The organism is Cytobacillus sp. QJM3NY_8 (assembly GCF_056173585.1).
This window is the reverse complement of record NZ_CM149681.1, coordinates 3616490-3640618: the sequence shown is the minus strand read 5'-3', so window position 1 is coordinate 3640618 and position 24129 is coordinate 3616490. Positions and strand designations below refer to the sequence as shown.

Annotated in this window: 23 protein-coding genes and 1 riboswitch; of the genes, 20 read left to right on the top strand and 3 right to left on the bottom strand. The window is 40.6% G+C overall.

Annotated features, from left to right (window positions below; translation table 11 throughout):
- Nucleotides 1-32: 32 nt before the first annotated feature.
- The gene (locus AC0VZ9_RS18710) at nt 33-821 is read left to right on the top strand and encodes a hypothetical protein (RefSeq protein WP_475396611.1); all 789 of its coding nucleotides are present in this window, start codon (nt 33-35) and stop codon (nt 819-821) included.
- A gap of 89 nt (nt 822-910) precedes the next feature.
- Nucleotides 911-1486: a TlpA disulfide reductase family protein gene (locus tag AC0VZ9_RS18705; RefSeq protein WP_475396610.1), complete on the top strand. Its 576-nt coding sequence runs from the start codon at nt 911-913 to the stop codon at nt 1484-1486.
- Between the two features lie 20 nt (nt 1487-1506).
- On the opposite strand, the gene AC0VZ9_RS18700 is transcribed toward AC0VZ9_RS18705, so the two are convergent.
- A complete protein-coding gene (locus tag AC0VZ9_RS18700; RefSeq protein WP_019379666.1) occupies nt 1507-2328 on the bottom strand; it encodes an EcsC family protein in 822 nt (273 codons plus the stop codon).
- Nucleotides 2329-2902: 574 nt separating this feature from the next.
- Here AC0VZ9_RS18700 and ribD point away from each other — a divergent pair.
- From ribD to AC0VZ9_RS18675, 5 genes are all read left to right on the top strand, one after another.
- Complete coding sequence (gene ribD / locus AC0VZ9_RS18695) at nt 2903-4000, top strand: bifunctional diaminohydroxyphosphoribosylaminopyrimidine deaminase/5-amino-6-(5-phosphoribosylamino)uracil reductase RibD (RefSeq protein WP_019379664.1); 1098 nt, start codon at nt 2903-2905, stop codon at nt 3998-4000.
- Nucleotides 4000-4653, top strand: coding sequence for a riboflavin synthase (gene ribE / locus AC0VZ9_RS18690; RefSeq protein ID WP_009332524.1), 654 nt, complete (start codon nt 4000-4002; stop codon nt 4651-4653). The genes ribD and ribE overlap by 1 nt, the downstream gene beginning before the upstream one ends.
- Before the next feature lie 25 nt (nt 4654-4678).
- Complete coding sequence (locus AC0VZ9_RS18685; protein ID WP_475396609.1) at nt 4679-5872, top strand: bifunctional 3,4-dihydroxy-2-butanone-4-phosphate synthase/GTP cyclohydrolase II; 1194 nt, start codon at nt 4679-4681, stop codon at nt 5870-5872.
- A 14-nt stretch (nt 5873-5886) separates the two neighbouring features.
- Nucleotides 5887-6363, top strand: a complete 477-nt coding sequence (gene ribH / locus AC0VZ9_RS18680) for a 6,7-dimethyl-8-ribityllumazine synthase (RefSeq protein WP_019379663.1) — start codon at nt 5887-5889, stop codon at nt 6361-6363.
- A 278-nt stretch (nt 6364-6641) separates the two neighbouring features.
- Nucleotides 6642-7940 (top strand): NCS2 family permease, encoded by a 1299-nt coding sequence (locus AC0VZ9_RS18675; RefSeq protein ID WP_009332521.1) that lies wholly within the window; start codon nt 6642-6644, stop codon nt 7938-7940.
- 249 nt (nt 7941-8189) lie between these two features.
- On the opposite strand, the gene AC0VZ9_RS18670 is transcribed toward AC0VZ9_RS18675, so the two are convergent.
- Nucleotides 8190-8468: a hypothetical protein gene (locus tag AC0VZ9_RS18670; RefSeq protein ID WP_251175700.1), complete on the bottom strand. Its 279-nt coding sequence runs from the start codon at nt 8466-8468 to the stop codon at nt 8190-8192.
- 133 nt (nt 8469-8601) lie between these two features.
- Here AC0VZ9_RS18670 and dapF point away from each other — a divergent pair, with 133 nt between their 5' ends.
- Nucleotides 8602-9585 (top strand): diaminopimelate epimerase, encoded by a 984-nt coding sequence (dapF, locus tag AC0VZ9_RS18665; protein ID WP_009332519.1) that lies wholly within the window; start codon nt 8602-8604, stop codon nt 9583-9585.
- Nucleotides 9586-9600: 15 nt separating this feature from the next.
- Here dapF and AC0VZ9_RS18660 read toward each other — a convergent pair whose 3' ends face one another.
- On the bottom strand, nt 9601-11439 hold the full coding sequence (locus AC0VZ9_RS18660; RefSeq protein WP_009332518.1) for a DNA ligase D: 1839 nt from the start codon (nt 11437-11439) through the stop codon (nt 9601-9603).
- A gap of 144 nt (nt 11440-11583) precedes the next feature.
- Between AC0VZ9_RS18660 and ku the strand changes: the two genes are divergently transcribed.
- The 12 genes from ku (at nt 11584) to AC0VZ9_RS18600 (ending at nt 24090) form a co-directional block, all read left to right on the top strand.
- Nucleotides 11584-12438, top strand: coding sequence for a non-homologous end joining protein Ku (ku, locus tag AC0VZ9_RS18655; protein WP_009332517.1), 855 nt, complete (start codon nt 11584-11586; stop codon nt 12436-12438).
- 132 nt (nt 12439-12570) lie between these two features.
- Nucleotides 12571-13230: a phosphatase PAP2 family protein gene (locus AC0VZ9_RS18650; protein ID WP_475396608.1), complete on the top strand. Its 660-nt coding sequence runs from the start codon at nt 12571-12573 to the stop codon at nt 13228-13230.
- Between the two features lie 65 nt (nt 13231-13295).
- Nucleotides 13296-13841 (top strand): glycerol-3-phosphate responsive antiterminator, encoded by a 546-nt coding sequence (locus AC0VZ9_RS18645; RefSeq protein WP_019379659.1) that lies wholly within the window; start codon nt 13296-13298, stop codon nt 13839-13841.
- A gap of 172 nt (nt 13842-14013) precedes the next feature.
- Nucleotides 14014-14838: an MIP/aquaporin family protein gene (locus AC0VZ9_RS18640; protein WP_019379658.1), complete on the top strand. Its 825-nt coding sequence runs from the start codon at nt 14014-14016 to the stop codon at nt 14836-14838.
- Nucleotides 14839-14872: 34 nt separating this feature from the next.
- Nucleotides 14873-16363, top strand: coding sequence for a glycerol kinase GlpK (gene glpK, locus AC0VZ9_RS18635; protein WP_009332513.1), 1491 nt, complete (start codon nt 14873-14875; stop codon nt 16361-16363).
- A gap of 195 nt (nt 16364-16558) precedes the next feature.
- The gene (locus tag AC0VZ9_RS18630) at nt 16559-18223 is read left to right on the top strand and encodes a glycerol-3-phosphate dehydrogenase/oxidase (RefSeq protein WP_386850365.1); all 1665 of its coding nucleotides are present in this window, start codon (nt 16559-16561) and stop codon (nt 18221-18223) included.
- Nucleotides 18224-18325: 102 nt separating this feature from the next.
- Nucleotides 18326-19285: a nucleoside hydrolase gene (locus AC0VZ9_RS18625; RefSeq protein ID WP_019379655.1), complete on the top strand. Its 960-nt coding sequence runs from the start codon at nt 18326-18328 to the stop codon at nt 19283-19285.
- Nucleotides 19286-19467: 182 nt separating this feature from the next.
- Nucleotides 19468-19956 (top strand): hypothetical protein, encoded by a 489-nt coding sequence (locus tag AC0VZ9_RS18620; RefSeq protein ID WP_009332510.1) that lies wholly within the window; start codon nt 19468-19470, stop codon nt 19954-19956.
- Between the two features lie 573 nt (nt 19957-20529).
- Nucleotides 20530-20612, top strand: a riboswitch (ZMP/ZTP riboswitch).
- A gap of 84 nt (nt 20613-20696) precedes the next feature.
- A complete protein-coding gene (locus tag AC0VZ9_RS18615) occupies nt 20697-21557 on the top strand; it encodes a bifunctional 5,10-methylenetetrahydrofolate dehydrogenase/5,10-methenyltetrahydrofolate cyclohydrolase (RefSeq protein WP_251156195.1) in 861 nt (286 codons plus the stop codon).
- A gap of 232 nt (nt 21558-21789) precedes the next feature.
- Complete coding sequence (locus AC0VZ9_RS18610; RefSeq protein ID WP_009332508.1) at nt 21790-21990, top strand: cold-shock protein; 201 nt, start codon at nt 21790-21792, stop codon at nt 21988-21990.
- A 300-nt stretch (nt 21991-22290) separates the two neighbouring features.
- The gene (gene cshA / locus AC0VZ9_RS18605; RefSeq protein ID WP_019379653.1) at nt 22291-23739 is read left to right on the top strand and encodes a degradosome RNA helicase CshA; all 1449 of its coding nucleotides are present in this window, start codon (nt 22291-22293) and stop codon (nt 23737-23739) included.
- A 150-nt stretch (nt 23740-23889) separates the two neighbouring features.
- Nucleotides 23890-24090 (top strand): cold-shock protein, encoded by a 201-nt coding sequence (locus AC0VZ9_RS18600; protein ID WP_009332506.1) that lies wholly within the window; start codon nt 23890-23892, stop codon nt 24088-24090.
- Nucleotides 24091-24129 lie beyond the last annotated feature (39 nt).

Below are 24129 nucleotides of genomic sequence, written 5' to 3'. Positions count from 1 at the left end.
AGAGAAATACATATAGCGGGGGAGACATACTGATGAATATCCAGCAATATTACCGGAAAACAGCTGACATCTCAATAAATGCGAGCCTGGCCGCACTTGTACCTCCATTTTTCTTTCTATTGATTTTCATAAAAGAATCTCAACGGACGAATTTAATCCTTTTTCTAATCCCTTTCATCATATATAGTTTTCTGTGCCATCAAATTCACTTGCTGAATAAGCAAAGGGCGGCCGAGATAGTGGAGAGAAATTCCAATAATAGCAGACAAGCCCTTCTCTCATTGTTATGCCAGTCAAATTTGATGATCGCTTTTATGCCGGCTCCTTCCCTTAGAATGGTGCTTTTTGATCCGGAAGGAAGGCGGGTTGGTGAAATCAGGGATATGAAAATGTGGAAGTTTAGATGGTTCTTGCCTTATTTTTTGGACCGTCTTTTTCCAAGAAGGCTGGGTATCTATGATTATAACAATAATCTGGAGGCATCAATCCTAATCGATAGAAACGGCGTTGATATTTCGTTTGTGAAAGACTCCTGCAAAGAAACAATCATAAATAAAAAAGATGGATCCAAACTGGTATATGAGAATGGCTGTGATCGATATTCCATTCCTAAAACCTTTTTCCATACGGATTTTCAAGTTCTTGATGAGAAATCAAATAGGATAGCGCGCCTTCGCAAAGGATGGATGCCGCTAGAATGGGGGCAGCAGTTCAGGGATCCCAATACACCTGTACTTTCTTTTGAGGAGGGTCTGACAGCAAAAGAAAAGCTTAGAATATATGCCATTCTTGCGACGCTTTTTCTTTACCGCAATCACTAAAACAGAGTGCACATTTATAGATTCTATATTCCCCATATAGTATGATAAGTTCAGTTTAAATATAGGGATATCAGTATAGAGGTGTTGGAATGAAAAAGTTTCTAATCGCAGCCGCAGTTATTGTCGTTTTGCTGTTTATTGTTGACAAAACAATTCTCAAGGAAAAAGGGGTAGTAGAGCAAGCCGGACAAATGCAGAAATACGATAAAATGGAAGACCCTGAAGATTTGCCTGTTGGTTTGGAGAAAGGAAACCTTGCTCCTGATTTTGAACTGACAGATATGGAAGGAAACCCAGTAAAACTCTCCGATTATAGAGGCAAGGCAGTTTTGTTAAATTTCTGGGCAAGCTGGTGTCCTCCTTGCCGTGCAGAAATGCCGCATATGGAGAAGCTGTATAATAAGTATAAAGATGAAAATTTCGATATTCTTGCAGTCAATCTTACAAACACTGAAAAAAATAGCGGTGACGCAGAGAAATTCGTAAAAGAGCTGGGGCTGACTTTTACAATTCCTATGGATGTAAAAGGCGAGGCAGGTTCTGACTATAATATAATGGCCTATCCTACAAGCTATTTTATTGATTCCGATGGTGTTATTAGAGAGAAAGTTTTGGGAGCTTTAAATGAAGAGTATATGGAGAAGGAAATCAAAAAGCTTCCATAAATAAAACCGGAGAGCCATTGTCAGCTCTCCGGTTTTATTTCTGTAATCATATTCTGGTGCAGACGATTAACGATTACTCTTTTTCGGTATAGCATAATGCCTGCTTCGGCAATATCATTTACGGCTGAGCGATTTATGAAAGCCCCAAACAGCAGTCCGGCTATCGGGATCATTTGAAAAAGTTTTTTCCAGCCAATTTGGTCCCTGTAAGAAAACACAACTTCTCTCCACCCCTGAAGCTCGGAAACGACTTCCCTTTTTGCTCCTGCTTCTTTAGAACCAAACATGGAAAGCTGCTGCAGAATGGCTTTTTTTCCTACAATGTCACTGGAAACAAATTGCAGAATTTTTACGATGAACATTCTTTCATTCTTATCAGCTGGATCAAAGCCATAGCAAATCGCGATATCCTGAAGGGTTTTTAGCTGAATGCCAAGTAGAAGAGGGATATCAATCGTCAGGGTGAAAATCCCTCCAACCCCAGTACTGGCACCTTGCAATGCAGCGGTTCTTTTACGGTTTGAGCTTAGCTTTCCAGCGGCTTCATCCATCTTTGATATGGGCAGGCTTTCTACATCCTCTAAGGTATGAATATTTTGTTCAGGATAATAGTTCTTTAACGCCGAAGCTGAACTTAAATATCTTCCTCCTGATTGAATATATGTGCCAAGCTCATCAAGAATCACTCCAACCTTTTTTTGTATGAACTCCGGTGTGAATCTATCAATTAACTTAAAAGGGAGTCTTCCCAGCTTCTCCCAAAACCATAAATCACCTTGGTCTTTTTCCCATTCTTCACATTTTTTTAGTTCATTTATAAGAAGTTCCCTCGGTTCAATCATATTTAAATTCCTCTCCTTCTTCTATAATTACCTATACGTCAGTTTAAAGCAAAAGTTTCAATTCTTTATAAACAATTCTCTTTGTATATTCCGACTATTCATGGTAAGATTCTTATAATAGAATAGGATTTCCTTCGGGGCAGGGTGAAATTCCCAACCGGCGGTGATGAGGGTACGCCCTCTTAGTCCGTGACCCGGTTTTATTAGCAGAGATGCAGGAACATGCGCTTTTCTAATGATTGTCTAGCTCCAGCGCCTACCCCCTCGAGGTCACAAGCCAATCCTCCCAAAAAGGCAAAAGACGCCTTTTCTGCGAGGCTCGTCTTGTGCTTGTCGGGGGTGAACAAGGCGCTTGCGCTTTTCTAATGAAAACGGTGGATTTGGTGAAACTCCAAAGCCGACAGTGAAAGTCTGGATGGGAGAAGGAATGATTATAGTGCTGCGTTCAAAAAAATCTTTTTTAAACGCTTATTTCGTCATGTGATTTTGCCCCGTTTCACCTTGCTGGTGTACGGGGTTTTGCCGTTTCAAACTTAATTTGGAGAAACTGTAAGGGAAGGAGGAACCAGATAATTTGAACCATCAGGAATATATGAAGTTAGCCATCAGCCTGGCAGCGGCCACTAAAGGCCAAACCAGTCCTAACCCGCAGGTGGGTGCGGTTGTTGTTAAAAATGGTGAAATTCTGGGGATGGGTGCTCACCTGAAAGCAGGAACTCCCCATGCTGAAGTCCATGCGATTGCTGCAGCTGGCGATAAGGCTAAAGGTGCTGATATTTATGTCACGCTTGAGCCATGCAGCCATTTTGGCAGGACTCCGCCATGCGCAGACTTAATAATTAATTCAGGAATTAATAGGGTTTTTATTGCTTCTGCCGATCCGAATCCTTTAGTTTCCGGCAAAGGAATTGAAAGAATGCAGGATGCCGGGATTGAAGTGGTGACCGGCTTATTGAAGGAGGAAGCAGATGCCCTAAACGAACCATTTTTCCATTTTATAAAAACAAAGACACCATATGTAACCATTAAAGCAGCTTCATCGTTTGATGGAAAAACAGCTGCAAAAACCGGTGACAGCAAATGGATTACTTCTCCAGAATCCAGGCAGGATGTGCATCGGCTACGGCATGAACATGACGCAATACTTACAGGTGTAAATACGATCATTCACGATAATCCCCTTTTAACCGCCAGGCTGCCCCAAGGCGGAAAAAATCCCATTCGAGTTGTATTAGATACAAATCTGAGAATTCCCGCTGACGCAAATGTCATCCGGGATCAGTCTGTAAAGACCATAATCTTTACCGGCTGCGAAATAGATCGGTCAAAGGCAGAAGAGCTAAAGAAGTATAATACTGAAGTTTTTTCTTTTTCTGCTAATGAGGTGCCGATTAAAGAAGTATTAAGAAATTTAGGTGAAAGAAACATCATGACTTTATTTGTTGAAGGCGGATCAGAGATCCATGCTTCATTTATAAATAGCGGTTTCTTTCAGCAGATAATCCTTTATATGGCTCCTAAAATTATCGGGGGCAATAAGGCGATTCCATTTATTGGCGGGGATGGTGCCAGCTATGTAAAAGATGCCCCTGCACTGGAATTCACAGAAATTGAAAAGATTGGCGGAGACCTTAGAATTACCGCAAAACCGCTGAGGGAGGCCAAGGAGTAATGTTTACTGGAATTATTGAGGAACTGGGAACAGTAAAAAAAGTAGTTCAGCAAGGCAAGGCCATGAAACTGACAATTCAGGCATCCACAGTTTTAACAGATGTTCAACTGGGGGACAGCATTTCGGTAAACGGCGTGTGCCTTACAGTTACGGAATTTGCGAAAAATGAATTTTCAGCAGATGTCATGCCCGAAACATTCAAAAGTACTTCGCTTTCTGCCATTAAAGAACGAACAAAAGTCAATCTGGAGAGGGCGATGTCGGCAAATGGCCGCTTTGGAGGACATTTTGTGACAGGGCATATTGATGGAACTGGTCAGATTCTAAAAAAAACAGCGAGTGAAAACGCCATTTATATACAAATATCTGTGCCTCCTGCATTAAGCCATTTGCTTATCATGAAGGGATCAATTGCCGTGGATGGGATTTCCCTGACTGTTTTCGGCAATGAAGACAATACTGTTACTGTCTCGATCATTCCCCACACAGCAAGTGAAACGGTACTCGGCTTCAAAGCAGCGGGAGACATTGTTAACCTCGAGTTCGATATGCTGGCTAAATATCTATATTCCTTCATGAACAGGCAGCAGGAAACCTCATCGCCTAAAGAAGGAGTTTCAGAGCGATTCCTTAAGGAGAACGGCTTCTTATAATTAGCAAAAGGAGGGTCAATCAAACATGTTCAGTGATATAAATGAGGCATTAGAAGATTTAAAAGCAGGAAAAGTCATCATTGTCTGTGATGATGAAGACAGGGAAAATGAAGGGGATTTCCTTGCAATCGCGGAATATGCGAAACCGGACACGATCAACTTTATGGCCAAAGAAGGCAGAGGCCTGATTTGTACACCTATCACTGAGGAACTGGCTGAAAAATTGGAACTGAATCCAATGGCAGAAGTGAATACTGACAGTCATGGAACAGCTTTCACAATCAGTGTTGACCATGTAAAAACCACTACAGGCATCAGTGCATTTGAGCGTGCATTCACGATAAAAGAAATGCTTGAGGACGACGCTAAACCTGCAGACTTTTCACGGCCGGGACATGTTTTTCCGCTAGTGGCCAAAAAAGGAGGAGTCTTAAGGCGTGCAGGCCATACTGAGGCCGCGGTCGATCTGGCACGTCTTGCAGGTGCTGAACCAGCCGGGATAATCTGTGAAATAATGAAAGACGATGGAACGATGGCTCGAGTGGATGATCTGGAAAAAGTGGCTGAAAAGTTTGATTTAAAAATGATTACTATTCAGCAATTGATAGAGTATCGATTGAAGCATGACTCCATTGTCAAAAGGGAAGTGGAGATACAGCTTCCAACAGAATTTGGAGACTTTAAAGCAGTAGGCTATACAAACACTGTCGATGGAAAAGACCATGTAGCTCTTGTAAAGGGAGAAATCGATGAACGTGAACCAGTATTGCTTCGTGTGCATTCGGAGTGTCTGACTGGAGATGTATTTGGATCCAACCGCTGTGACTGCGGGCCGCAGCTTGAAGCAGCGCTGGCACAGATTGAAGAGGCAGGCCGGGGAATCCTTTTATATATGAGACAGGAAGGGCGCGGCATCGGACTGATCAATAAAATGAAAGCCTATAAGCTGCAGGAAGAGGGCTACGATACAGTTGAAGCAAATCATAAGCTCGGATTTAAGGACGATCTACGCGACTATGGGGTAGGTGCACAAATCCTTAGGGATCTGGGAGTAAAAAAAATGCGTCTGCTAACCAATAATCCCCGCAAAATTGCTGGATTGGGCGGTTACGGGCTGGAGGTATCCGAACGGGTTCCTCTTCAAATGCCTGCAAAACCTGAAAATGAAAATTACTTAAAAACAAAGAAAACAAAACTTGGGCATTTATTACAATTTTAAGGGAGCGATTAGAGATGAAAAAGGTAATCGAAGGACATTTAGTAGGAACAGGATTAAAAATGGCCATTGTAGTATCGCGTTTTAATGAATTCATTACGGGCAAGCTTTTAAGCGGAGCGGAAGATGCACTCAAGCGCCACGGAGTAAGCGAAGAAGATGTGACAGTTGTGTGGGTTCCTGGAGCATTCGAAATCCCTCTGGCAGCTAAAAAGCTGTCCCAATCCGGAAAATATGATGCAGTCATCACCCTTGGCACAGTGATCCGCGGAGCAACTCCGCATTTTGATTATGTCAGCGGCGAAGTGGCTAAAGGGGTCTCAAGCACAGCATTGCAAAGCGGTGTTCCTGTTATCTTCGGTGTTCTTACAACTGACACGATTGAACAGGCAATTGAGCGGGCAGGCACCAAAGCTGGAAACAAAGGATGGGAAGCGGCTGTCGGAGCTATTGAAATGGGCAACCTTTACAGACAATTATCCGAAGGTGAATAATGTTCCGGATTTTTTGCCGGCATGAGAATAAGAGTGTGCTTCCAGGTGCAATTGTCTTGCCCGGTTGCAATATCTACCAAAATCGGCGGGGGATTTCCGCCGGTTTTTTTTAAAATTTATGGGCAGACGTCTGACCTTTCTATTGGCAGAATGAGTTTTTTTTGATAAAATACTGCTTGTGGCTCACCCGTACTTTTTAGTGATCACTCTTAACTGAGGGAGATGTATACGGGGAGAGCGGGTAGGGAGAGGGCTAATTGAATAGATAGGTAGTATATATGAATAAGTGGTTTAACCAGCTTTTTCAGCTTGATTCAAATGGAACAACTGTAAAAAGGGAGGTTATGGCTGGGGCAATCGGCTTTTTTACGATTGTTTATATTATCGCAGTTAACTCTCTAATTCTCTCTGAAGCAGGAATTCCGCTGGAGGCAGCCATTTTTGCAACCATTATAACATCGGTTGTCGGCTGTTTGATTATGGGGTTTTGGGCAAATGTACCGATTCTCCTTGTGCCTGGAATGGGAATTAACGCTTTGTTTTCCTATACAATGGTCCAATCGATGGGCTTATCCTGGCAGGAAGCATTGGCTGTTGTCTTTATATCTGGTCTGATCTTTGTATTCGTGGCTTTTTCGCGATTCGCAAAGACATTAAGCGAATCGATTCCACATTCACTTAAAGAAGCAATAACAGTGGGACTCGGACTTTTCTTGATGCTGATCGGACTTGAAAAGGGCGGAATCGTTGAAAAAGGGACAAACTCCATTATTGCTATGGGTGAGCTTGGAGACCCGCAAGTGCTTGCAACCATCTTAACGTTCCTGCTTGCCATTATTTTATTTATGCGCAATGTGCCTGGCAACTTTTTGATTACTGTTGTAGCAGGAACATTGATAGCATGGGCTTTTGGGCTGATTAATGTGCAAAGTACCGAGGAAAAGCCGTTTGCTCTTTCCGATTATATGGAAGTATTTGGATCGATGTCATTCGATAACTTACTTTCCGTCACTTTTTGGATTGCCATTTTTTCATTGACAATGGTTCTTGTCTTTGAAAATATCGGATTAGTTCACGGTCATGTTGGTTTTATTAATAGGCCGGAACAGTTTAAGCGTGCTTTTCAGGCAACTTCGGTTTCTGCATTATTGTCAGGAATTTTTGGGACAAGCCCGACTGTAGCAACGGTTGAAAGTGCAGCGAGTATGGCTGCCGGCGGACGTACAGGATTGACAGCAGTCACAACTGGATTCCTGTTTATGCTATCCGCATTCTTTATCCCTGTTATTAAATTGATTCCCAACAGTGCAATTGCGCCTATTCTTATCATTATTGGCGGACTGATGCTTCAAAACATCCGTAATCTTGACTTAAAGGATATGAGCGAAAGCTTTCCAGCTATCTTTATCATTGCCATGATCCCGTTCACGTATAGTATTGCGGACGGCATTGCCATTGGATTTATTCTTTATCCAATCTTAAAGATTTCGATTGGCAAAGCAAAGGAAGTTTCATTTGCATTGTATGTCATAGCTGCTTTATTTTTATTCAACTTTGTTTTTCATGTCATTAGTTAATATAGATATATTGGGATGCCCTATTTGGGGCATCCTTTTTCTTTTTTCTTAACAAAGAAAACTGGTGAATTTTGTATAAAAATATAAAAATTCTTTTTGTTCAACAAGTTTCGATACACGAGTTAATATAGGTCTATAGTAATATGGGGTTTTCGGAGGTATGTCAATGGAAGTGTTTGTAGAAAGGCAGCCGATTTTCTCCTAAAAAATATACCGGCAAACCGGGCTAATATGTTAGCCGCTGTGCTATTATAGATATTTTTTCTGCGGCTTAATATATCTTTTCATTTCTGCGGCCATATTCCTTTTAGCAGATACCGGAATGTCTGCCTGGGAAAGGTCCTCGGGGAAGGGAAAAATCCCATAGTCATTAAAACGGACCCGGATAATCCCTTCATATACAATTGTATTATTAAAAAATGCCGTTGTTTCTACAAAGGCATTTTTTTCATTAATAACGCTGCCAAACTCTTCGATCCGCTGGATGAAAAATTTAAATGTATAAAGATCAGTATTAATATCGGCCACTTCCCTAAATGACGGAATTTATCAATTTTCTAATTAGTTAATAATATAATAGGGAAAACAATTATTGAATAATAAATGCTTTTATGGCACTCTTATTTATAAGTTAGGCTACAAATGGTTTGGAGGTATTACTATGAACATTGAATTGCTGAAATGTCATGGATCAGGAAATGATTTCTTTATAATAGATGAAATTTCCCATACGTATAATTTTACAGAAGAGAATCGTGCTGAGCTTGCCAAAGCAATATGTGACCGCAGCACTGAACTTGGTGCAGATGGAATTCTTTTCGTATTAAAAAGCGAAAAAGCAGATGCAAGGATGCGTGTTTTTAATCCGGATGGATCAGAAGCATCAATGTGCGGAAATGGATTAAGATGCGTTGCCCGTTATGTATGTGAACTTCTTGGTCTAAAAGAAGCCATCATTGAAACCATGAAAGCGGATTTGCAGGTAAAAAAGCAAGAGGACATCTTTGAGGACATTCCAACTTATCTTGTTGAAATATCACCTGTTTCATTCGATTTGAAGGATCTTCCTTTAGTTCTCGATAAAGATACTATAATTAATGAAAAAGTCAGCGGGATCTCAGAGGAATTAGCTTTTACGGCCTTAGCAGTCCCTAATCCCCATTTTGTTTCCATTGTGGAGAAAGAGCAAATTACATCTGACCTGCAAAAAAAGATCAGTGAATATTTGAACGGGCCGAATGATTTCTTTCCTGATGGAGTAAATGTCAGCTTTGTAAAGCCGCTAAAAAAAGGGCATATTTATGTAAGGACATTTGAGCGGGGAGTAGGATTCACCAATGCCTGCGGTACAGCCATGTCCGCTTCAACACTTGTCACTTGCATGAATGGGCTGAATAAAATCGAAGAGCCTGTTGAAGTATACAATAATGGCGGAAAAGTGCGCTGTGTAGTTCATGAGAAGAATGGCAGGCAGTCCATTGATTTAATTGGGAATGCCAGCTATGTTTACCGCTGTGAAGCGGAAATCAATATGGAAAAACCGCAAGAGTTCACCCTATCCCAGAAAGAAGAACATACTGGAGAAATTAAGCAATATGCTAAACTTCAGGAATATGCCCAAGCGGTACTTAAAGAATGGATGTAGGATAAGGCATTGGCCTTATCCTTTTTTGTTTTCCTGTTTTAAAAAATCGAGCACTGGAGAAAAGGGCTGATTTTCCTTTGTCTGAAAATAAGAACTGAATGGATCGCCATCGCTGTTTACCCTTTTTATAAGATTGGTTATCTGAAACCGCTCCATTGTGAGTTTCTCATTGACTTCCTCCCAAAACAGAGGAGCAGCAACAGTTGCTGCTTTATTTCCTCTTGCTGAATAAGGGGCAATGATCGTCTTGCCTTCTGCATGCTGGATATAATCCACATAAAGCCGGCCTCCGCGATTTTTCTTTAATCTTTCTATTGTAAAAGAATCGGGATCTTTGGAAATTAGATACTGGGCAATAAATTCGGTGAACAGCCGAGTATCATCAAAGCTATAGGTATTTTCCTGCAGCGGGATATAGATTTGCAGACCTTTATTCCCGGATGTTTTGACAAAGCTGATTAATTTCAGCTGATCAAGCACCTCTTTAATCAATATTGCAGCTTTAATGGCAAGATGAAAAGCGTCCCTCGAAGGAGGATCTAAATCAAACACTATTTCGCTGGGACCATTGCTGTAAATGGTCTTAAATGGGATATGATATTCAAATGCAAGCTGGTTGCCAAGCCAGAGCAGTGTTTGAAGATTATTGCAGACAATATAATTGATGCCTTCAGACATTTCAGTTTCTACAAAATCCGGTGCGTAATCCGGGCAATTTTTCTGGTAGAAAGGCTCAGCAAAGATCCCATGCGGGTAGCGGATTACAGTTAAAAGCCTTTTCTTTAAAAATGGCAGCATATATGGAGCAATCTCTCTTAAAAAGTGAATGTAATCAATCTTTTGAATAGCTGGTGTTTCCCATAATGGCTTATCTGGATGGGTGATTTCTATTTCGGGAGGCAGGTTTTTCTGCTGTTGTATAAATTTCTCATAAGTGCAGGCATCAGGCTTCAAATCGAAACGAAACTGGTGAAAATGCGGTTCGCGCATTTGATCCTCATAAATCTCCAGATATTTAACTTCCACACATATTGCTGGTTCTACATAAATGAATTGGCTGTTTTCATCTGTTTTATTATCTTTGATGATTTGGAATAAGGCTTGTTTTTCATCGGGCTTCAACCCAAAAAGAAACTGTCCGATTGCTATGACAGCATCCCCCTGGAATACACCAGCATAAAAATAGCCATTTGATTTTTCATATGCGGTGATAAAGCAGTTAACGTATTTCCAATTCTTGAATTTTAGCCATAAAGATGATCTCTTTCCTTCTTCCCATTTATTCTTCAACTGCTTTGCCACGATTCCTTCACCATCATGCAGGACAATTTGTTCCCAAAGTTCATTAAAGCTGCGGTATGGAGGGATTAATTGTATCAATCTCGGATCCTTCTCATCAGGTTTTAAGGGCATATTACAATCCTTAAACAAAGCTTCCAGTTCTGCTTTTCTGGTAAAGTACTCTTTATCGGTCATTTTTTTGCCTTTTACCATCAAAATGTCAAAAATAAGAAGACGGCAGGGCGCAGTTTTTGCCTTCTCTTGAATTTTCTTTTCAGACCTCATCCTGCCCCTGACCTGGATGGACCCAAAATGGGCTTTATAGGCATTCTCCAGAAAGACTAATTCTCCATCTAGTGTAAGTGGAAGGTATGGTTCGAATTTATCTTTGTTTTGCTCCAAAAAATCCTTAATTTCCGGGAAAATATGTAATAAAGGCTTATCATTCCTGCTTGTCAGTCTGGGTTCCTTGTCCAAGTGCAGGATTGCTCTAAAACCATCATACTTCGCTTCAAAGAGCCATTCCTTCTCTTCCGGAACATCAAAAGTTAAGGTTGGAAGCATTGGTCTCATTCAAATTGGCCTCCTTTACAATCGTTACTATAGTTTTGGCCATTGCCGCTAAAACTACTCAGTTTCCAAATGTTTTAGCGTATCTCCCTTTTTATTAATACACAAGTTATGAGTACTACATCTAATAAGAATGGGAGTTTGACTATGCACACAATGTGGAAAGGAAGCATCAGTTTTGGGCTGGTGAATATACCAATCAAGCTGCACTCGGCTACAGAAGATAAGGATATAAAGCTGAGAAATCTTCATAAAGAATGTCATTCGCCAATTAAATATGAGAAAACATGTCCTGTTTGTGAAGTAGAAATTAAAAACGAAGATATTGTAAAAGCTTATGAATACACAAAAGGAAAGTTTGTCGTTTTAGAGGATGAGGATTTAGAAAAGCTTAAACAGGAAAATGAGGATAAAGCTGTCGAGATTGTGGACTTTGTAAAAATACAGGAGATTGATCCGATTTATTATAATCGCACATATTATATGTCTCCAGGGGACGGAGGAGGAAAAGCCTATTCCCTTTTAAGAAAAGCGCTGGAGACGTCAGAAAAGGTAGGTTTGGCAAAAATCATTATTCGATCCAAAGAACAGCTGGCTGTGGTCCGGGTATATGAAAACACTCTTGTAATGGAGACCATTCATTACCCTGATGAAGTGCGTAAGGCTGCGGATGTGCCAAATGTACCTGCAGAAGACAAAGTGACAGATAAGGAAATCGATACTGCCATTATGCTGATTGATCAATTAACCACTGAATTTAAACCCGAGAAATATAATGATGACTACCGGACAGCTCTTTTGGAGCTTATCGAAGCAAAACGTACTGGCAAAGATATAGTCACACCGGTCGAAAAAGAACCTGCAGCCAATGTAACCGACCTTATGGCTGCCCTGCAGGCATCAATTGATAAAACCAAGCCTGCTGATGCAGAAACAAAGAAAAAACCGGCAGCTAAAAAGAAACGTGCTCCTGCAAAAACAAAAGCAAAAAAGCAGGCTTAATAGAAATAAAACCGACTTTGCTTTTGCAAAATCGGTTTTTTACTGGAGCTATTTTTTTGAAGAAAAGTCTTCAAAAAATGTTCCGTTTATCAAAGTTAGTGGTAATCCTATAAATAAAAAGGATTTGTTTAAATGAACAGGAAAAATTTAACATCAAAAAATATCATCTACTTAACGTTGGCAGCTGCAATTATTGGCGGATTTGTGCTGCTTTTTATTGAATTAGTGGACGAATTGAAGGAAAATGAGCTAATTCGATTCGATGAAGCTGTGATTCAATATGTACAGGCCTTTATTTCTCCCCGGCTCACGGAGTATATGAGCGTGATTACTTTTTTGGGGTCGGTAAAATGGCTGGCTTTTTCTGTAATTATGGCGGTCGTGCTTTTGTTTATATTTAAAAAGAGTTCACTTGCATGGTTCATGGTTCTTTCATCCGGTCTTGGATCACTTTTCAACTTGCTGCTGAAATGGATTTTCAAAAGAGAACGACCGGATATCAGACCTCTGATTGAGGAGCAGGGATTCAGTTTTCCGAGTGGCCATTCAATGGGATCTTTTATTTTTTATGGCTCGCTGGCCTATATGATCATCCATTTGGCAAAAAGAAAACGATGGAAGACTGCATGGACAGTGATGCTAGGCTGTTTTATCATCATGATTGGGTTAAGCCGCATCTATTTAGGCGTTCATTTTCCCAGTGATGTAATAGCTGGATTCGCAGCCGGAGGTGCCTGGCTGACAATAATGATAATTGGATTCCGCTATTATGAGTACCGCAAAAATGTATAATGGGTATTGAGAAATGCGCAGTTTCTTTATAACATAGGGAAATAACAGATACAGGAGTGGGAACAATGAATCAAAAAATTTTGCCGGCATCTTCAAACATGAAAGAATTTGAAAAGTTCCTGAAAAGCCCCTATGACATTGGTGTATTTCTCGATATGCACATTTCGCAGCTGAAGAATGTTTCGCAGATGGCAAAAGCACATAACAAAAAAATGATTTATCATGTTGATCTGATTCATGGCTTGAAAAGCGATGATTATGCCGCTGAATATATATGCCAGGAATTTAAGCCTTACGGGTTAATTTCTACTAAATCCAGCGTCATCCTGAAAGCAAAGCAAAAAGGAGTGATCGCTGTCCAGAGGATTTTCCTCATCGATTCTCACGCGCTTGAAAAAAGTTATAAATTAATCGAGAAAACCAGGCCGGACTACATAGAAGTTTTGCCGGGAGCCATGCCATGGATGATAAAAGAAGTAAATGAACGTTTGAACACCCCCATATTTGCTGGAGGACTCATCCGATCAGAAGAAGAAGTGAAGAATGCGCTTGGTGCAGGAGCAGCTGCCATTACAACTTCGAAAATAGAATTATGGGAAAGGTTTTCATAAAAATGTTCAAGGAAAGTTTGACAACGTTTTCATAGACTTGTATACTCGGTTTAACAAGTTAATTTATGTGTCGGAGATTAGGAGATTCACACAGTTTAGCCATTAATGGCTTAATCTGTCGTGAATCTCCTTTTTTGTTTCCGATCACCCAAAACGGAAAGGGGATTTTCAGATGTCTGCTTTTATGGGAGAAATAATTGGAACGATGATCTTGATTGTTTTTGGAGGAGGCGTTGTTGCCGGAGCGAATTTAAAAAAAACTTTCTCTTTCAATGGAGGGTGGATTGTTATCACCATTGCCTGGGGACTAGCTGTAACGATGGGGATTTTTGCTGTAGGATCGATTAGCGGGGCACACTTGAATCCTGCTGTAACAATCGGGTTTGCGCTTAGCGGGGATTTCCCTTGGGCAGACGTGCCTGGCTATATTCTGGCTCAAGTCCTGGGAGGTTTTTTGGGAGGGGTTATTGTATTCCTTCACTATCTCCCGCATTGGAAAGAAACAGAAGACCAGGGTGCTAAACTTGCTGTTTTCTCAACCAGTCCTGCGATTCCCCATACATTTTCAAATTTATTAAGTGAAATGATTGGGACGTTTATTCTTGTACTGGGATTGATGTTTATTGGGGCAAATCAATTTACAGAAGGCTTAAATCCGATAGCTGCAGGCCTTCTGATTGTTGTAATCGGAATGTCGCTCGGAGGGACAACTGGCTATGCGATTAATCCGGCTCGAGACCTGGGACCGCGAATTGCTCATTTTCTTCTTCCGATTGCAGGAAAAGGGAAATCGAACTGGGGGTATGCATGGATACCGGTAGCTGGTCCAATCCTGGGGGGATTAATGGGTTCCGCATTCTATCAAGTGATGTTCGATGACAAAGCTTCAGGCATGTTATGGGCAGTGCTCGGTGTTAATATAATAGTATTAATTCTTTCATATATTTTTGGCAAAAAACAGCCAGGGGAAGTTGATTCTTCTAAAGTGGCTGCATAAATAAAATAATGAACAAGATTGGGAGGAGTCATTTGTGGACAAATATATTTTATCATTAGACCAGGGGACTACTAGTTCGCGTGCTATCCTATTTAATAAAAAAGGGGAAATTGTGCACACGGCGCAAAAAGAGTTCACACAGCATTTTCCAAAGCCTGGCTGGGTTGAACATAATGCAAATGAAATATGGGGTTCAATTTTATCGGTGATTGCAGGTGTTTTTTCGGAATCCGGGATTAAACCAGAGCAAATTGCCGGCATTGGCATAACAAATCAGAGGGAAACAACTGTTGTTTGGGATAAAGAAACGGGAGTCCCGATTTATAATGCGATTGTCTGGCAGTCAAGGCAGACAAGCGAAATTTGCGATGAATTGAAGGAAAAAGGCTATAACGATCTATTCAGAGAAAAAACCGGTCTTTTAATAGATGCCTATTTCTCAGGAACAAAAGTTAAGTGGATACTGGATCATGTGGAAGGGGCAAGGGAAAAAGCCCAACAGGGCAAATTATTATTTGGAACCATCGATACATGGCTAATCTGGAAGCTATCGGGAGGAAAAGCGCATGTGACCGATTACTCCAATGCGTCCCGTACTCTAATGTTTAATATCCACGAACTTAAATGGGATGAAGAGCTGCTGAACATACTCGGAGTCCCGAAAGCGATGCTGCCTGAAGTGAAGCCATCTTCCGAAGTGTATGCTAAGACAATTGACTATCACTTTTTCGGCAAGGAAGTACCCATTGCCGGAGCAGCGGGTGATCAGCAGGCAGCGCTATTTGGACAGGCATGCTTCGAGAAAGGAATGGCTAAGAATACTTACGGAACCGGCTGTTTCATGCTAATGAATACAGGTGAAAAAGCGGTACAATCTGAACATGGACTTCTAACTACCATTGCCTGGGGACTTGAGGGGAAAATTGAATATGCATTGGAGGGCAGCATTTTTGTTGCGGGCTCTGCCATTCAATGGCTCCGTGATGGAATGAGGATGTTAAAGGATGCAAAGGACAGCGAAAGCTATGCAAAAAAAGTGGACTCGACAGATGGAGTGTATGTGGTTCCGGCTTTTGTAGGTCTAGGGACACCATATTGGGACAGTGATGTAAGGGGTGCAGTATTCGGAGTCACAAGGGGAACGTCCAAAGAGCATTTTATCCGTGCGACACTTGAGTCACTTGCGTATCAGACAAAAGATGTTCTATCTGCCATGGAAGCGGACTCAGGCATTAAGCTTAAGACGCTTAGGGTTGACGGAGGTGCCGTGAAAAATAACTTCTTGATGGAGTTCCAGTCAGATATTTTAGAGGTGCCGGTAGAAAGACCGACAATTAATGAAACTACTGCGCTTGGTGCAGCTTACCTTGCTGGATTGGCTGTCGGGTTCTGGAAATCCCAGGAGGAAATTGCTGAGCAGTGGGCAATTGATCAATCATTTCATCCATCGATGGAAGAAAAAGTCCGTGCAGGTCTTTATCAAGGCTGGAAAAAAGCAGTCAAGGCAGCAATTGCATTTAAATAGTCAGAAGAAAGTTTTATACACAAATCATATCTTTTTATGTTATAATAAGATTAAGTTAATAGTTCGGCAGGAGATGCGGAGAGACCACAAAATCATTATCGGGTAAGCGATAATGTATTTTGTGGTCTCTTTTTTATTCCCTGCTTTTAAAGGGTAGTTATAACTACTATCCTTTTCGACAAGGAGGAGACAACAATGATATTTTCTAATTTAAATCGTACTGAAATGATAAAAACACTGACAAAGGAAGAATTTGATGTTCTGATTATTGGCGGCGGCATAACGGGAGCGGGAATAGCTCTGGATGCAGCAGCACGGGGAATGAAAACAGCACTCGTCGAAATGCAGGATTTTGCAGCCGGAACTTCCAGCCGTTCAACAAAACTGGTTCACGGCGGATTAAGATATCTTAAACAATTTGAAGTTAAGATGGTAGCGGAAGTCGGCAAGGAGCGGGCAATCGTATATGAAAATGGGCCACATGTGACTACACCGGAGTGGATGCTGCTTCCGATGCATAAAGGAGGCACATTTGGAAAGTTCTCAACTTCTATCGGACTTAGAGTTTATGACTTTCTTGCAGGCGTCAGAAAGTCTGAACGCAGAAGTATGCTCAATGCCCAGGAAACATTATCAAAAGAGCCGCTTGTAAAAAAAGATGGACTTAAAGGCGGCGGTTATTATGTAGAATACCGCACAGATGATGCCCGACTTACAATAGAGGTAATGAAAGCTGCAGCAGAAAAAGGCGCTATGCCTGTTAACTATTTGAAGGTCGAAAAACTTTTATATGATGAACAAGGAAATGTATGCGGAGCTGCAGCTGCAGATCAGCTGACAGGCGGGGTTCATGAAGTTAGAGCAAAAAAAGTCATCAACGCAGCAGGTCCCTGGGTTGATTCCATCCGCGAGAAAGACGGATCAAAGAAAGGAAAGACCCTGCGTTTGACTAAAGGTGTTCATTTGGTAATAGACCAATCCAAGTTTCCGTTAAAACAGGCTGTATACTTTGATACACCTGACAAACGGATGGTATTTGCCATACCGAGAGATGGTAAGACCTATGTAGGAACAACAGATACATTCTATAATTCTAATCCTGTAAATCCCAAAATGACTGCAGGTGACAGAACATACATCATTAATGCCATTAACTTTATGTTTCCTTCTGTGAAGATAGTGGAGGATGACATTGAATCCAGCTGGGCTGGTGTTCGTCCGCTTATTTGGGAAGAAGGAAAAGATCCTTCCGAAATATCACGCAAAGATGAAATTTGGGAGTCGGATACTGGTTTGCTGACGATTGCAGGTGGGAAACTGACCGGGTACCGGAAAATGGCCGAAACCATTGTTGATTTGCTTGCTGAAAAATTCAAACAGGAATCAAATAGAACATTTAGCGGAAGTATTACAAAAACATTGCCTATTTCAGGAGGAAATGTAGGAGGATCATCCAAATTTCAGGAATTCGTCAGGTTTCAGACTGAAAAAGGAACAAGTATTGGTTTATCAGCGGAACAGTCCAGGCACCTTGTTAAAATGTATGGATCTAACGTCGGTATCATTTTTAATATGATTGAGACGAAAAGGAGTGAAGCTGAGAATTATGGCTTGCCGATTGTATTATGGGCAAAGCTGAAATATGCAATTGAACATGAAATGGCTGCCACCCCTGTAGATTTTTTTAACCGCCGAACAGGAGCGCTGCTTTTTGATATTGAAACGGTAAGAAACTATCAAAAGCAAGTAATTTCATATATGGCTGATGCATTTAAGTGGGATATAGCTGCAGGAAATAATTTTGAAAACCAGCTGAACCAGGAACTCAGTTTTGCGGTAAAGCCGGCAGATCAGGACTAAAGCTCCCCAATTGGGGAGTTTTCATTTTTTAGGAGTATTTTCTTTAACAAAAGGGACATTCCATTGGCATATTATAGACTAGATAGGTAGCGGAGGTGGCTTATGTACAATGTTCTCATGTTTGTTGACTCGGGGGTTGATGATTCACTTGCCCTAATGTATGCCCTTCAGCATCCCGAGATTAATCTAGTAGGTGTAGTCAGCGCTTATGGCAACATAACCAAAGAAGAATCCATCAATAATACTGCATATTTACTGAAACTTGCAGGCAGAGAGGACATTCCCATTATAGCAGGGGCGAGCGGGCCATTATCCGGTGAGACCGCTGTCTTTTATCCTGAAATACACGGGGAGGAAGGCCTCGGGCCCATTCAGCCTCAGGAGAATTTCATCAGCAAAATAAAGGTATATGACATAAACAAAATTATAGAAATTGTAAATGAATACAAAAATGACCTTGTGATCGTTGGAGTTGGAAGGCAGACAGATTTGGCATTGCCGCTCATTCTGTATGGAAAGGATGCATATAAAGATGTAAATGCATTCTATTTAATGGGCGGTGCGTTTTTAGTTCCGGGAAATGTAACACCAGAGGCTGAGGCGAATTTTTACGCTGACCCCATTGCAGCGGATTCAGTGCTTGAAAAAGCAAAAAACATCTATATATTTCCCCTAAATGTAACAAATAAAGCGATTATCAGGCCTGAAACGATTGATTTTATTGCAGATAATACTCAATCGCCTTTTAAAGATCTAATCAAACCTGCTTATGATTATTATTATGAGGCTTATCAAAAGCTTGTCCCGGGAATTAAGGGTGCACCTCTTCATGATGTTCTTGTATTAAGTGTTCTCACAAATCCTGATCTTGCCAAATATGTAAAACGAAGAGTGAGAATAGAACAGTTTGGAAAGGCAAAGGGTAAAAGCATAGCTGACTTTAGGCCGGTGCCCGAAGTTGATCCGCCCGAAACACTTGATAATATAGCGATGGAGTTTGATCTGGAACGTTTTGTTATTGATTTTATCGAGGTTTTCCTTGCCCAGAAAAATCAGAAATAGCTTTTGACACTCAGTGTTAAAAGCTTTTTTATTTGGTGTTGAAGGGGAAAGGAAAGTTGGCATAGAATGTATTAACATGGAAAACATTTGCAGTCAGGGAAGGTTTCTTCAGACAAGGAAGAATGGCAATAATTCCATTTAGTTTCAGCATACATTATCAAAATCAAATGGAGGCTTTCAAATTGCTAAAAAACAAGAAATTAAACAGGTTTCTTTCAATTCTGGGAATGGTCATAGCTATTGCCATAGCATATAGTGTACTTGTCTTTTTAAATAAGGATGAATCCAAGGTTCAAAAAACCTCGGCAAATGCGGAGACATCTGAACAGGGATTAATGTACGATGATTTAGGGGACTTCATTGCCTCCAATCATACTTTTTATAATGAAACACTTGGATGGGGAAGAGATCGTAAAGTCAGCTGGCCAAAACAAAGAGATCAGGCTGAATTAATCGTAAATTCGCTTAAAAAAATATCAGCTGAGAATGAGGATTTGCAGACTGACCTGGGCACAATAACACGGCTGGCAGAAACTGTGCAGTCGGGCACTAAGGATAAGGAAGTTTTAATTAAATTGCACCGATATTTTCATGATCTGGATATTGGATTTAATGGCTATAAAGACACAACCGATTATTTTGATGTAACAGAGTATAAAGGAGAAGGCTAATAAGCGGGTGACAAGTTATTTTCTTGACACTTTACCGTAAATAAGATAACATAGTGATTGAAGTATTTGAGGTATATTGTTGAAGTCGTTAATTCACTTGGATTGTTCGGCAGCCGAACCTTCTTTTTTTGTGAAACTGCGGCTTTTTATTATGTTTCATGCTCTTTAGGATTTTGAAAGAGTAAGCATGTGTTTGTAATTAAGAATAATTTGTGTGGACAGCTTAATGCTGAATTTTCTTCTTAATCATCTTCTATAAACCAGACACTTCTCCGTATTTTTACTTCAGTAAGTTTCTTACCATTTAATATTAAAATCTCAGAGAGCATCTAAGTCGGAAAGAATTCCGACCAACCTGATTCCCACTGGCGCGGTCTAGGAGCCGCAAGGATGGAAGAGAGGCAGGGCTTTCATTGTTTTAGGTAATAACTAATTAACTCAAATATATCATTTATAAGGACAGTATTTGCTGTCCTTTTTTATATATCTCGCAAAAAAACACGAACGTTTGAATAAGTTTCAGTTTAATTATTTGTGTTTTTGTGGTATGATGTATTCATTAGAATAGCTTTTCAAAATCGCAGTGACTGACGACAATGCGGAATGAACCGCTGGGGAGCTGCGTCTATGTATAGCCGGTCGTCTGGGCAGAGATAAGGGATACCCTTGTCTCTTTTTTTCATAACAAAATGGAAAAGCCCGTCAGCCGAATAGGTGCTTTTCCTATAGGAGGAATATGCATGGAAAAAAAGATTATTCTTGATGGAATTGTTGTGGCAAAACATGTGAAAGACCAATTAAAGGATCGAATTGAAGAATTGAAGGGGAAGGATACCGTCCCTTGCTTAGCCACAATTTTGGTGGGAGATGACCCTTCCTCTGAAACGTATGTACGGATGAAGGGGAATGCTTGTGAAAAACTTGGCATATTATCAAAACGTATTCATATGTCAAAGGATACAACAACACAAGAACTATTAGAGAAGATTGCAGAATTAAACAATGATCCTTCTGTACATGGAATCCTTCTACAGCATCCCGTACCAGGACATATAGATGAACGAAAAGCTTTCGAAGCTATTGCTATTGAAAAAGACGTAGACGGTGTTACAAGCCTTGGATATGGACAGACCGCATTCGGTTTTGGTGAATATCCATCCTGTACACCTGCAGCTATTTTGGAAATTATGGATTTCTATAAATTGAGTGCTGAAGGTATGCATGCTGTAGTCGTAGGCAGAAGCCCAATCCTTGGCAAGCCGGTCTCTGCCCTTTTACTCAATCGAAACGCAACAGTCACTACGTGCCATTCATATACCAAAAATCTGCCCCAAATTGTAAAGCAAGCTGATATTGTAGTAGCAGCTGTAGGGAAACCTAACTTTATCAAGGGTGAATGGATTAAAGAAGGAGCTATTGTCCTTGATGCCGGATATAATGAAGGAAATATTGGGGATGCAGAGTATGAAAGCTGTGCTGAAAAGGCGTTTGCCATTACCCCCGTACCTGGAGGAGTTGGACCTGTTACGATTTCCATGCTTTTGAAACATACTGTTCATGCTGCAGAAAAAATCGCTGAAATACAAGGGAAGCATAAATAGTTCATTTATCCCTAAATAAAAATTGATCTTTAAAAGGATTGACTTATAACTGGGTGTCGTTTATTATTAGGTTAACGCTGTAAAGTTCGTTATATACTTTTTGGATAAGTAGTCGTAGCTGCAAAGAAATGTAGGCGATCGTTCATCCTCATTTCTGCAAGCTGCGACTTTTTTATGTTTAAGTTTATATGGTACATTATAGTGAAAAACAATTTATTGGGAGGCAACACAAATGAACACAGGTAAAGTTAAATGGTTTAATGCAGAAAAAGGTTTCGGATTCATCGAATCTTCAGAAGGTCAAGATGTATTCGTACACTTCTCCGCTATCCAAACTGAAGGTTTCAAAACTTTAGAAGAAGGTCAAGACGTAACTTTCGAAATCGTTGAAGGTAACCGTGGACCTCAAGCTGCTAACGTAACAAAAGCATAATTTTGCTTAAAATGAGGTGATGCATGTCTAATCATGCATCACCTTTTTATGTTTGCTTATCCACTTTGTAGCCTTCAGCATTCCTCAAAACAGATCTTCTGTAATAACTGCTTTTAGGAATATGTATTTTTCATTTCACCCAATTAAAATACTTCACTTACAAAAAGTTTAAAAATAGTGCAAACGGAAATGTAAAAAAGAGATACAAACTGGAAAGCCTAGTAAAGTGTCCATGTCTTTATACAAAAAACAATCTTTCAGTACCTAATAAGATTTGCAATTCAAGGAGGAAATTATATTTTGACAACTTTTTCAGATTTTGGCTTAAGTAATGAAATAGTAAAAGCCCTTTCCAATATGGGCTTCGAGGAACCAACACCAATTCAGGCACAGGCAATTCCAATCGGAATGAAGGGGAAGGACATGATTGGCCAGGCGCAGACTGGAACTGGAAAAACCACTGCTTTTGGTGTGCCGCTGTTAGAGCAGATTGATTTAAACGAAGGTATTCAAGGTCTAGTCCTTGCGCCAACACGGGAGCTTGCTGTACAGGTGGCAGAAGAATTAAACCGTATAGGACAGGTAAAAGGAGTCCGGACACTTCCTGTTTACGGTGGTCAGGATATCACCCGCCAAATTCGTGCGCTTAAAAAGCACCCGCATATTATTGCTGCTACACCGGGAAGGTTAATTGATCACATTGAAAGAAAAACAATCCGTTTAAGCAACATCAAGATGGTAGTTCTGGATGAAGCGGATGAAATGCTTAATATGGGCTTCATCGAGGACATTGAAAGAATTTTAAGTGAAATTAAAGGTGAGCGCCAAACCCTTCTTTTCTCAGCAACAATGCCAAAAAGAATTCAGTCTCTTGCTGAAAAATTCATGCAGGAACCAGAAATGGTTAAAGTCAAAGCGAAAGAAATGACTGTTAAAAATATTGAGCAGTACTATATGGAAGTGCATGAAAAACAAAAATTTGATGTGCTTTGCAATCTGTTGGATATTCAGTCACCTGAACTGGCTATTGTGTTTGGAAGGACTAAAAAGCGTGTAGATGAAGTGGTGGAAGGTCTTATCAAGAGAGGCTATTCGGCTGAAGGAATTCATGGTGATATTCCCCAGGCGAAAAGAGATCAGGTTATCCGCCGTTTTAAAGAGCAGACAATCGACATAATGGTAGCCACTGACGTTGCTGCACGAGGTCTGGATATTTCAGGTGTTTCCCATGTTTATAACTTCGATATCCCGCAGGATCCTGAAAGCTACGTTCACCGGATTGGACGTACTGGGCGTGCCGGAAATAAAGGGCTGGCAATTACGTTCGTTTCTCCAAGAGAAATTGACCACCTAAAAATAATTGAAAGTGTTACAAAAAGCAAAATGGCGAAAAAGCCTGTTCCTTCCTTTAAGGATGTTGTTGCAGGCAATCAGCAGGCGACTATTAATAAACTTATGGAAGTTATTGAAAAAGAAGAACATGCAGACTTCAAGAGAGTGGCGGAAAGCCTTCTTGAAGATACAGATTCTGTTACTTTGCTTGCTGCAGCCATCAAATTGCTGACTAAAGGTCCTGATGTAACACCGGTTAAATTAACTGCGGTGGAACCTATCCGTGTCAGAAAACCTAAAGGCGATCGCGGCGGAAGAAGATTCAACGACAGGTCCAGAGGCGGCAGCCGTGATAGAAGAGATTTTAAAGGCGGCCGGGACAGACGCACTAAAAACCGCAGCAGCAATAAGGGATAATACGATTTAAAATCCAAGAGAAAATGGATATATTGATTTTTTTCGGTACTTTTTGAACATTTTATTATAAAATTAGAGGAATTTACCCATATTAGTAAATGCAGGGTAAAAAATCACTCTGTGAGTTATAGATATTAGGAGGAAATTTACATGGCAACAGGCAAAGTAAAATGGTTTAACTCAGAAAAAGGTTTTGGTTTTATCGAAGTTGAAGGCGGAGAAGATGTATTTGTTCATTACTCTGCAATCCAGACAGAAGGTTTCAAAACCCTTGATGAAGGCCAGGAAGTTAACTTTGACATAGAGCAGGGCCAGCGTGGACCTCAAGCTGTAAATGTAACAAAGTTATAATTAATTGATAAGAGGGTCCCTATTAAGGGGCTCTTTTAT

Bases quoted from the DNA above. Each gene is read 5' to 3' on its own strand.
- AC0VZ9_RS18630 (WP_386850365.1), top strand. From the start codon at position 16,559: ATGATATTTTCTAATTTAAATCGTACTGAAATGATAAAAACACTGACA.
- AC0VZ9_RS18610 (WP_009332508.1), top strand. From the start codon at position 21,790: ATGAACACAGGTAAAGTTAAATGGTTTAATGCAGAAAAAGGTTTCGGA.
- AC0VZ9_RS18685 (WP_475396609.1), top strand. From the start codon at position 4,679: ATGTTCAGTGATATAAATGAGGCATTAGAAGATTTAAAAGCAGGAAAA.
- AC0VZ9_RS18600 (WP_009332506.1), top strand. From the start codon at position 23,890: ATGGCAACAGGCAAAGTAAAATGGTTTAACTCAGAAAAAGGTTTTGGT.
- ribH (WP_019379663.1), top strand. From the start codon at position 5,887: ATGAAAAAGGTAATCGAAGGACATTTAGTAGGAACAGGATTAAAAATG.
- AC0VZ9_RS18625 (WP_019379655.1), top strand. From the start codon at position 18,326: ATGTACAATGTTCTCATGTTTGTTGACTCGGGGGTTGATGATTCACTT.
- AC0VZ9_RS18650 (WP_475396608.1), top strand. From the start codon at position 12,571: ATGAACAGGAAAAATTTAACATCAAAAAATATCATCTACTTAACGTTG.
- AC0VZ9_RS18675 (WP_009332521.1), top strand. From the start codon at position 6,642: ATGAATAAGTGGTTTAACCAGCTTTTTCAGCTTGATTCAAATGGAACA.
- AC0VZ9_RS18700 (WP_019379666.1), bottom strand. From the start codon at position 2,328: ATGATTGAACCGAGGGAACTTCTTATAAATGAACTAAAAAAATGTGAA.
- AC0VZ9_RS18645 (WP_019379659.1), top strand. From the start codon at position 13,296: ATGAATCAAAAAATTTTGCCGGCATCTTCAAACATGAAAGAATTTGAA.
- AC0VZ9_RS18710 (WP_475396611.1), top strand. From the start codon at position 33: ATGAATATCCAGCAATATTACCGGAAAACAGCTGACATCTCAATAAAT.
- ribE (WP_009332524.1), top strand. From the start codon at position 4,000: ATGTTTACTGGAATTATTGAGGAACTGGGAACAGTAAAAAAAGTAGTT.
- ku (WP_009332517.1), top strand. From the start codon at position 11,584: ATGCACACAATGTGGAAAGGAAGCATCAGTTTTGGGCTGGTGAATATA.
- AC0VZ9_RS18705 (WP_475396610.1), top strand. From the start codon at position 911: ATGAAAAAGTTTCTAATCGCAGCCGCAGTTATTGTCGTTTTGCTGTTT.
- dapF (WP_009332519.1), top strand. From the start codon at position 8,602: ATGAACATTGAATTGCTGAAATGTCATGGATCAGGAAATGATTTCTTT.
- AC0VZ9_RS18660 (WP_009332518.1), bottom strand. From the start codon at position 11,439: ATGAGACCAATGCTTCCAACCTTAACTTTTGATGTTCCGGAAGAGAAG.
- AC0VZ9_RS18640 (WP_019379658.1), top strand. From the start codon at position 14,014: ATGTCTGCTTTTATGGGAGAAATAATTGGAACGATGATCTTGATTGTT.
- AC0VZ9_RS18615 (WP_251156195.1), top strand. From the start codon at position 20,697: ATGGAAAAAAAGATTATTCTTGATGGAATTGTTGTGGCAAAACATGTG.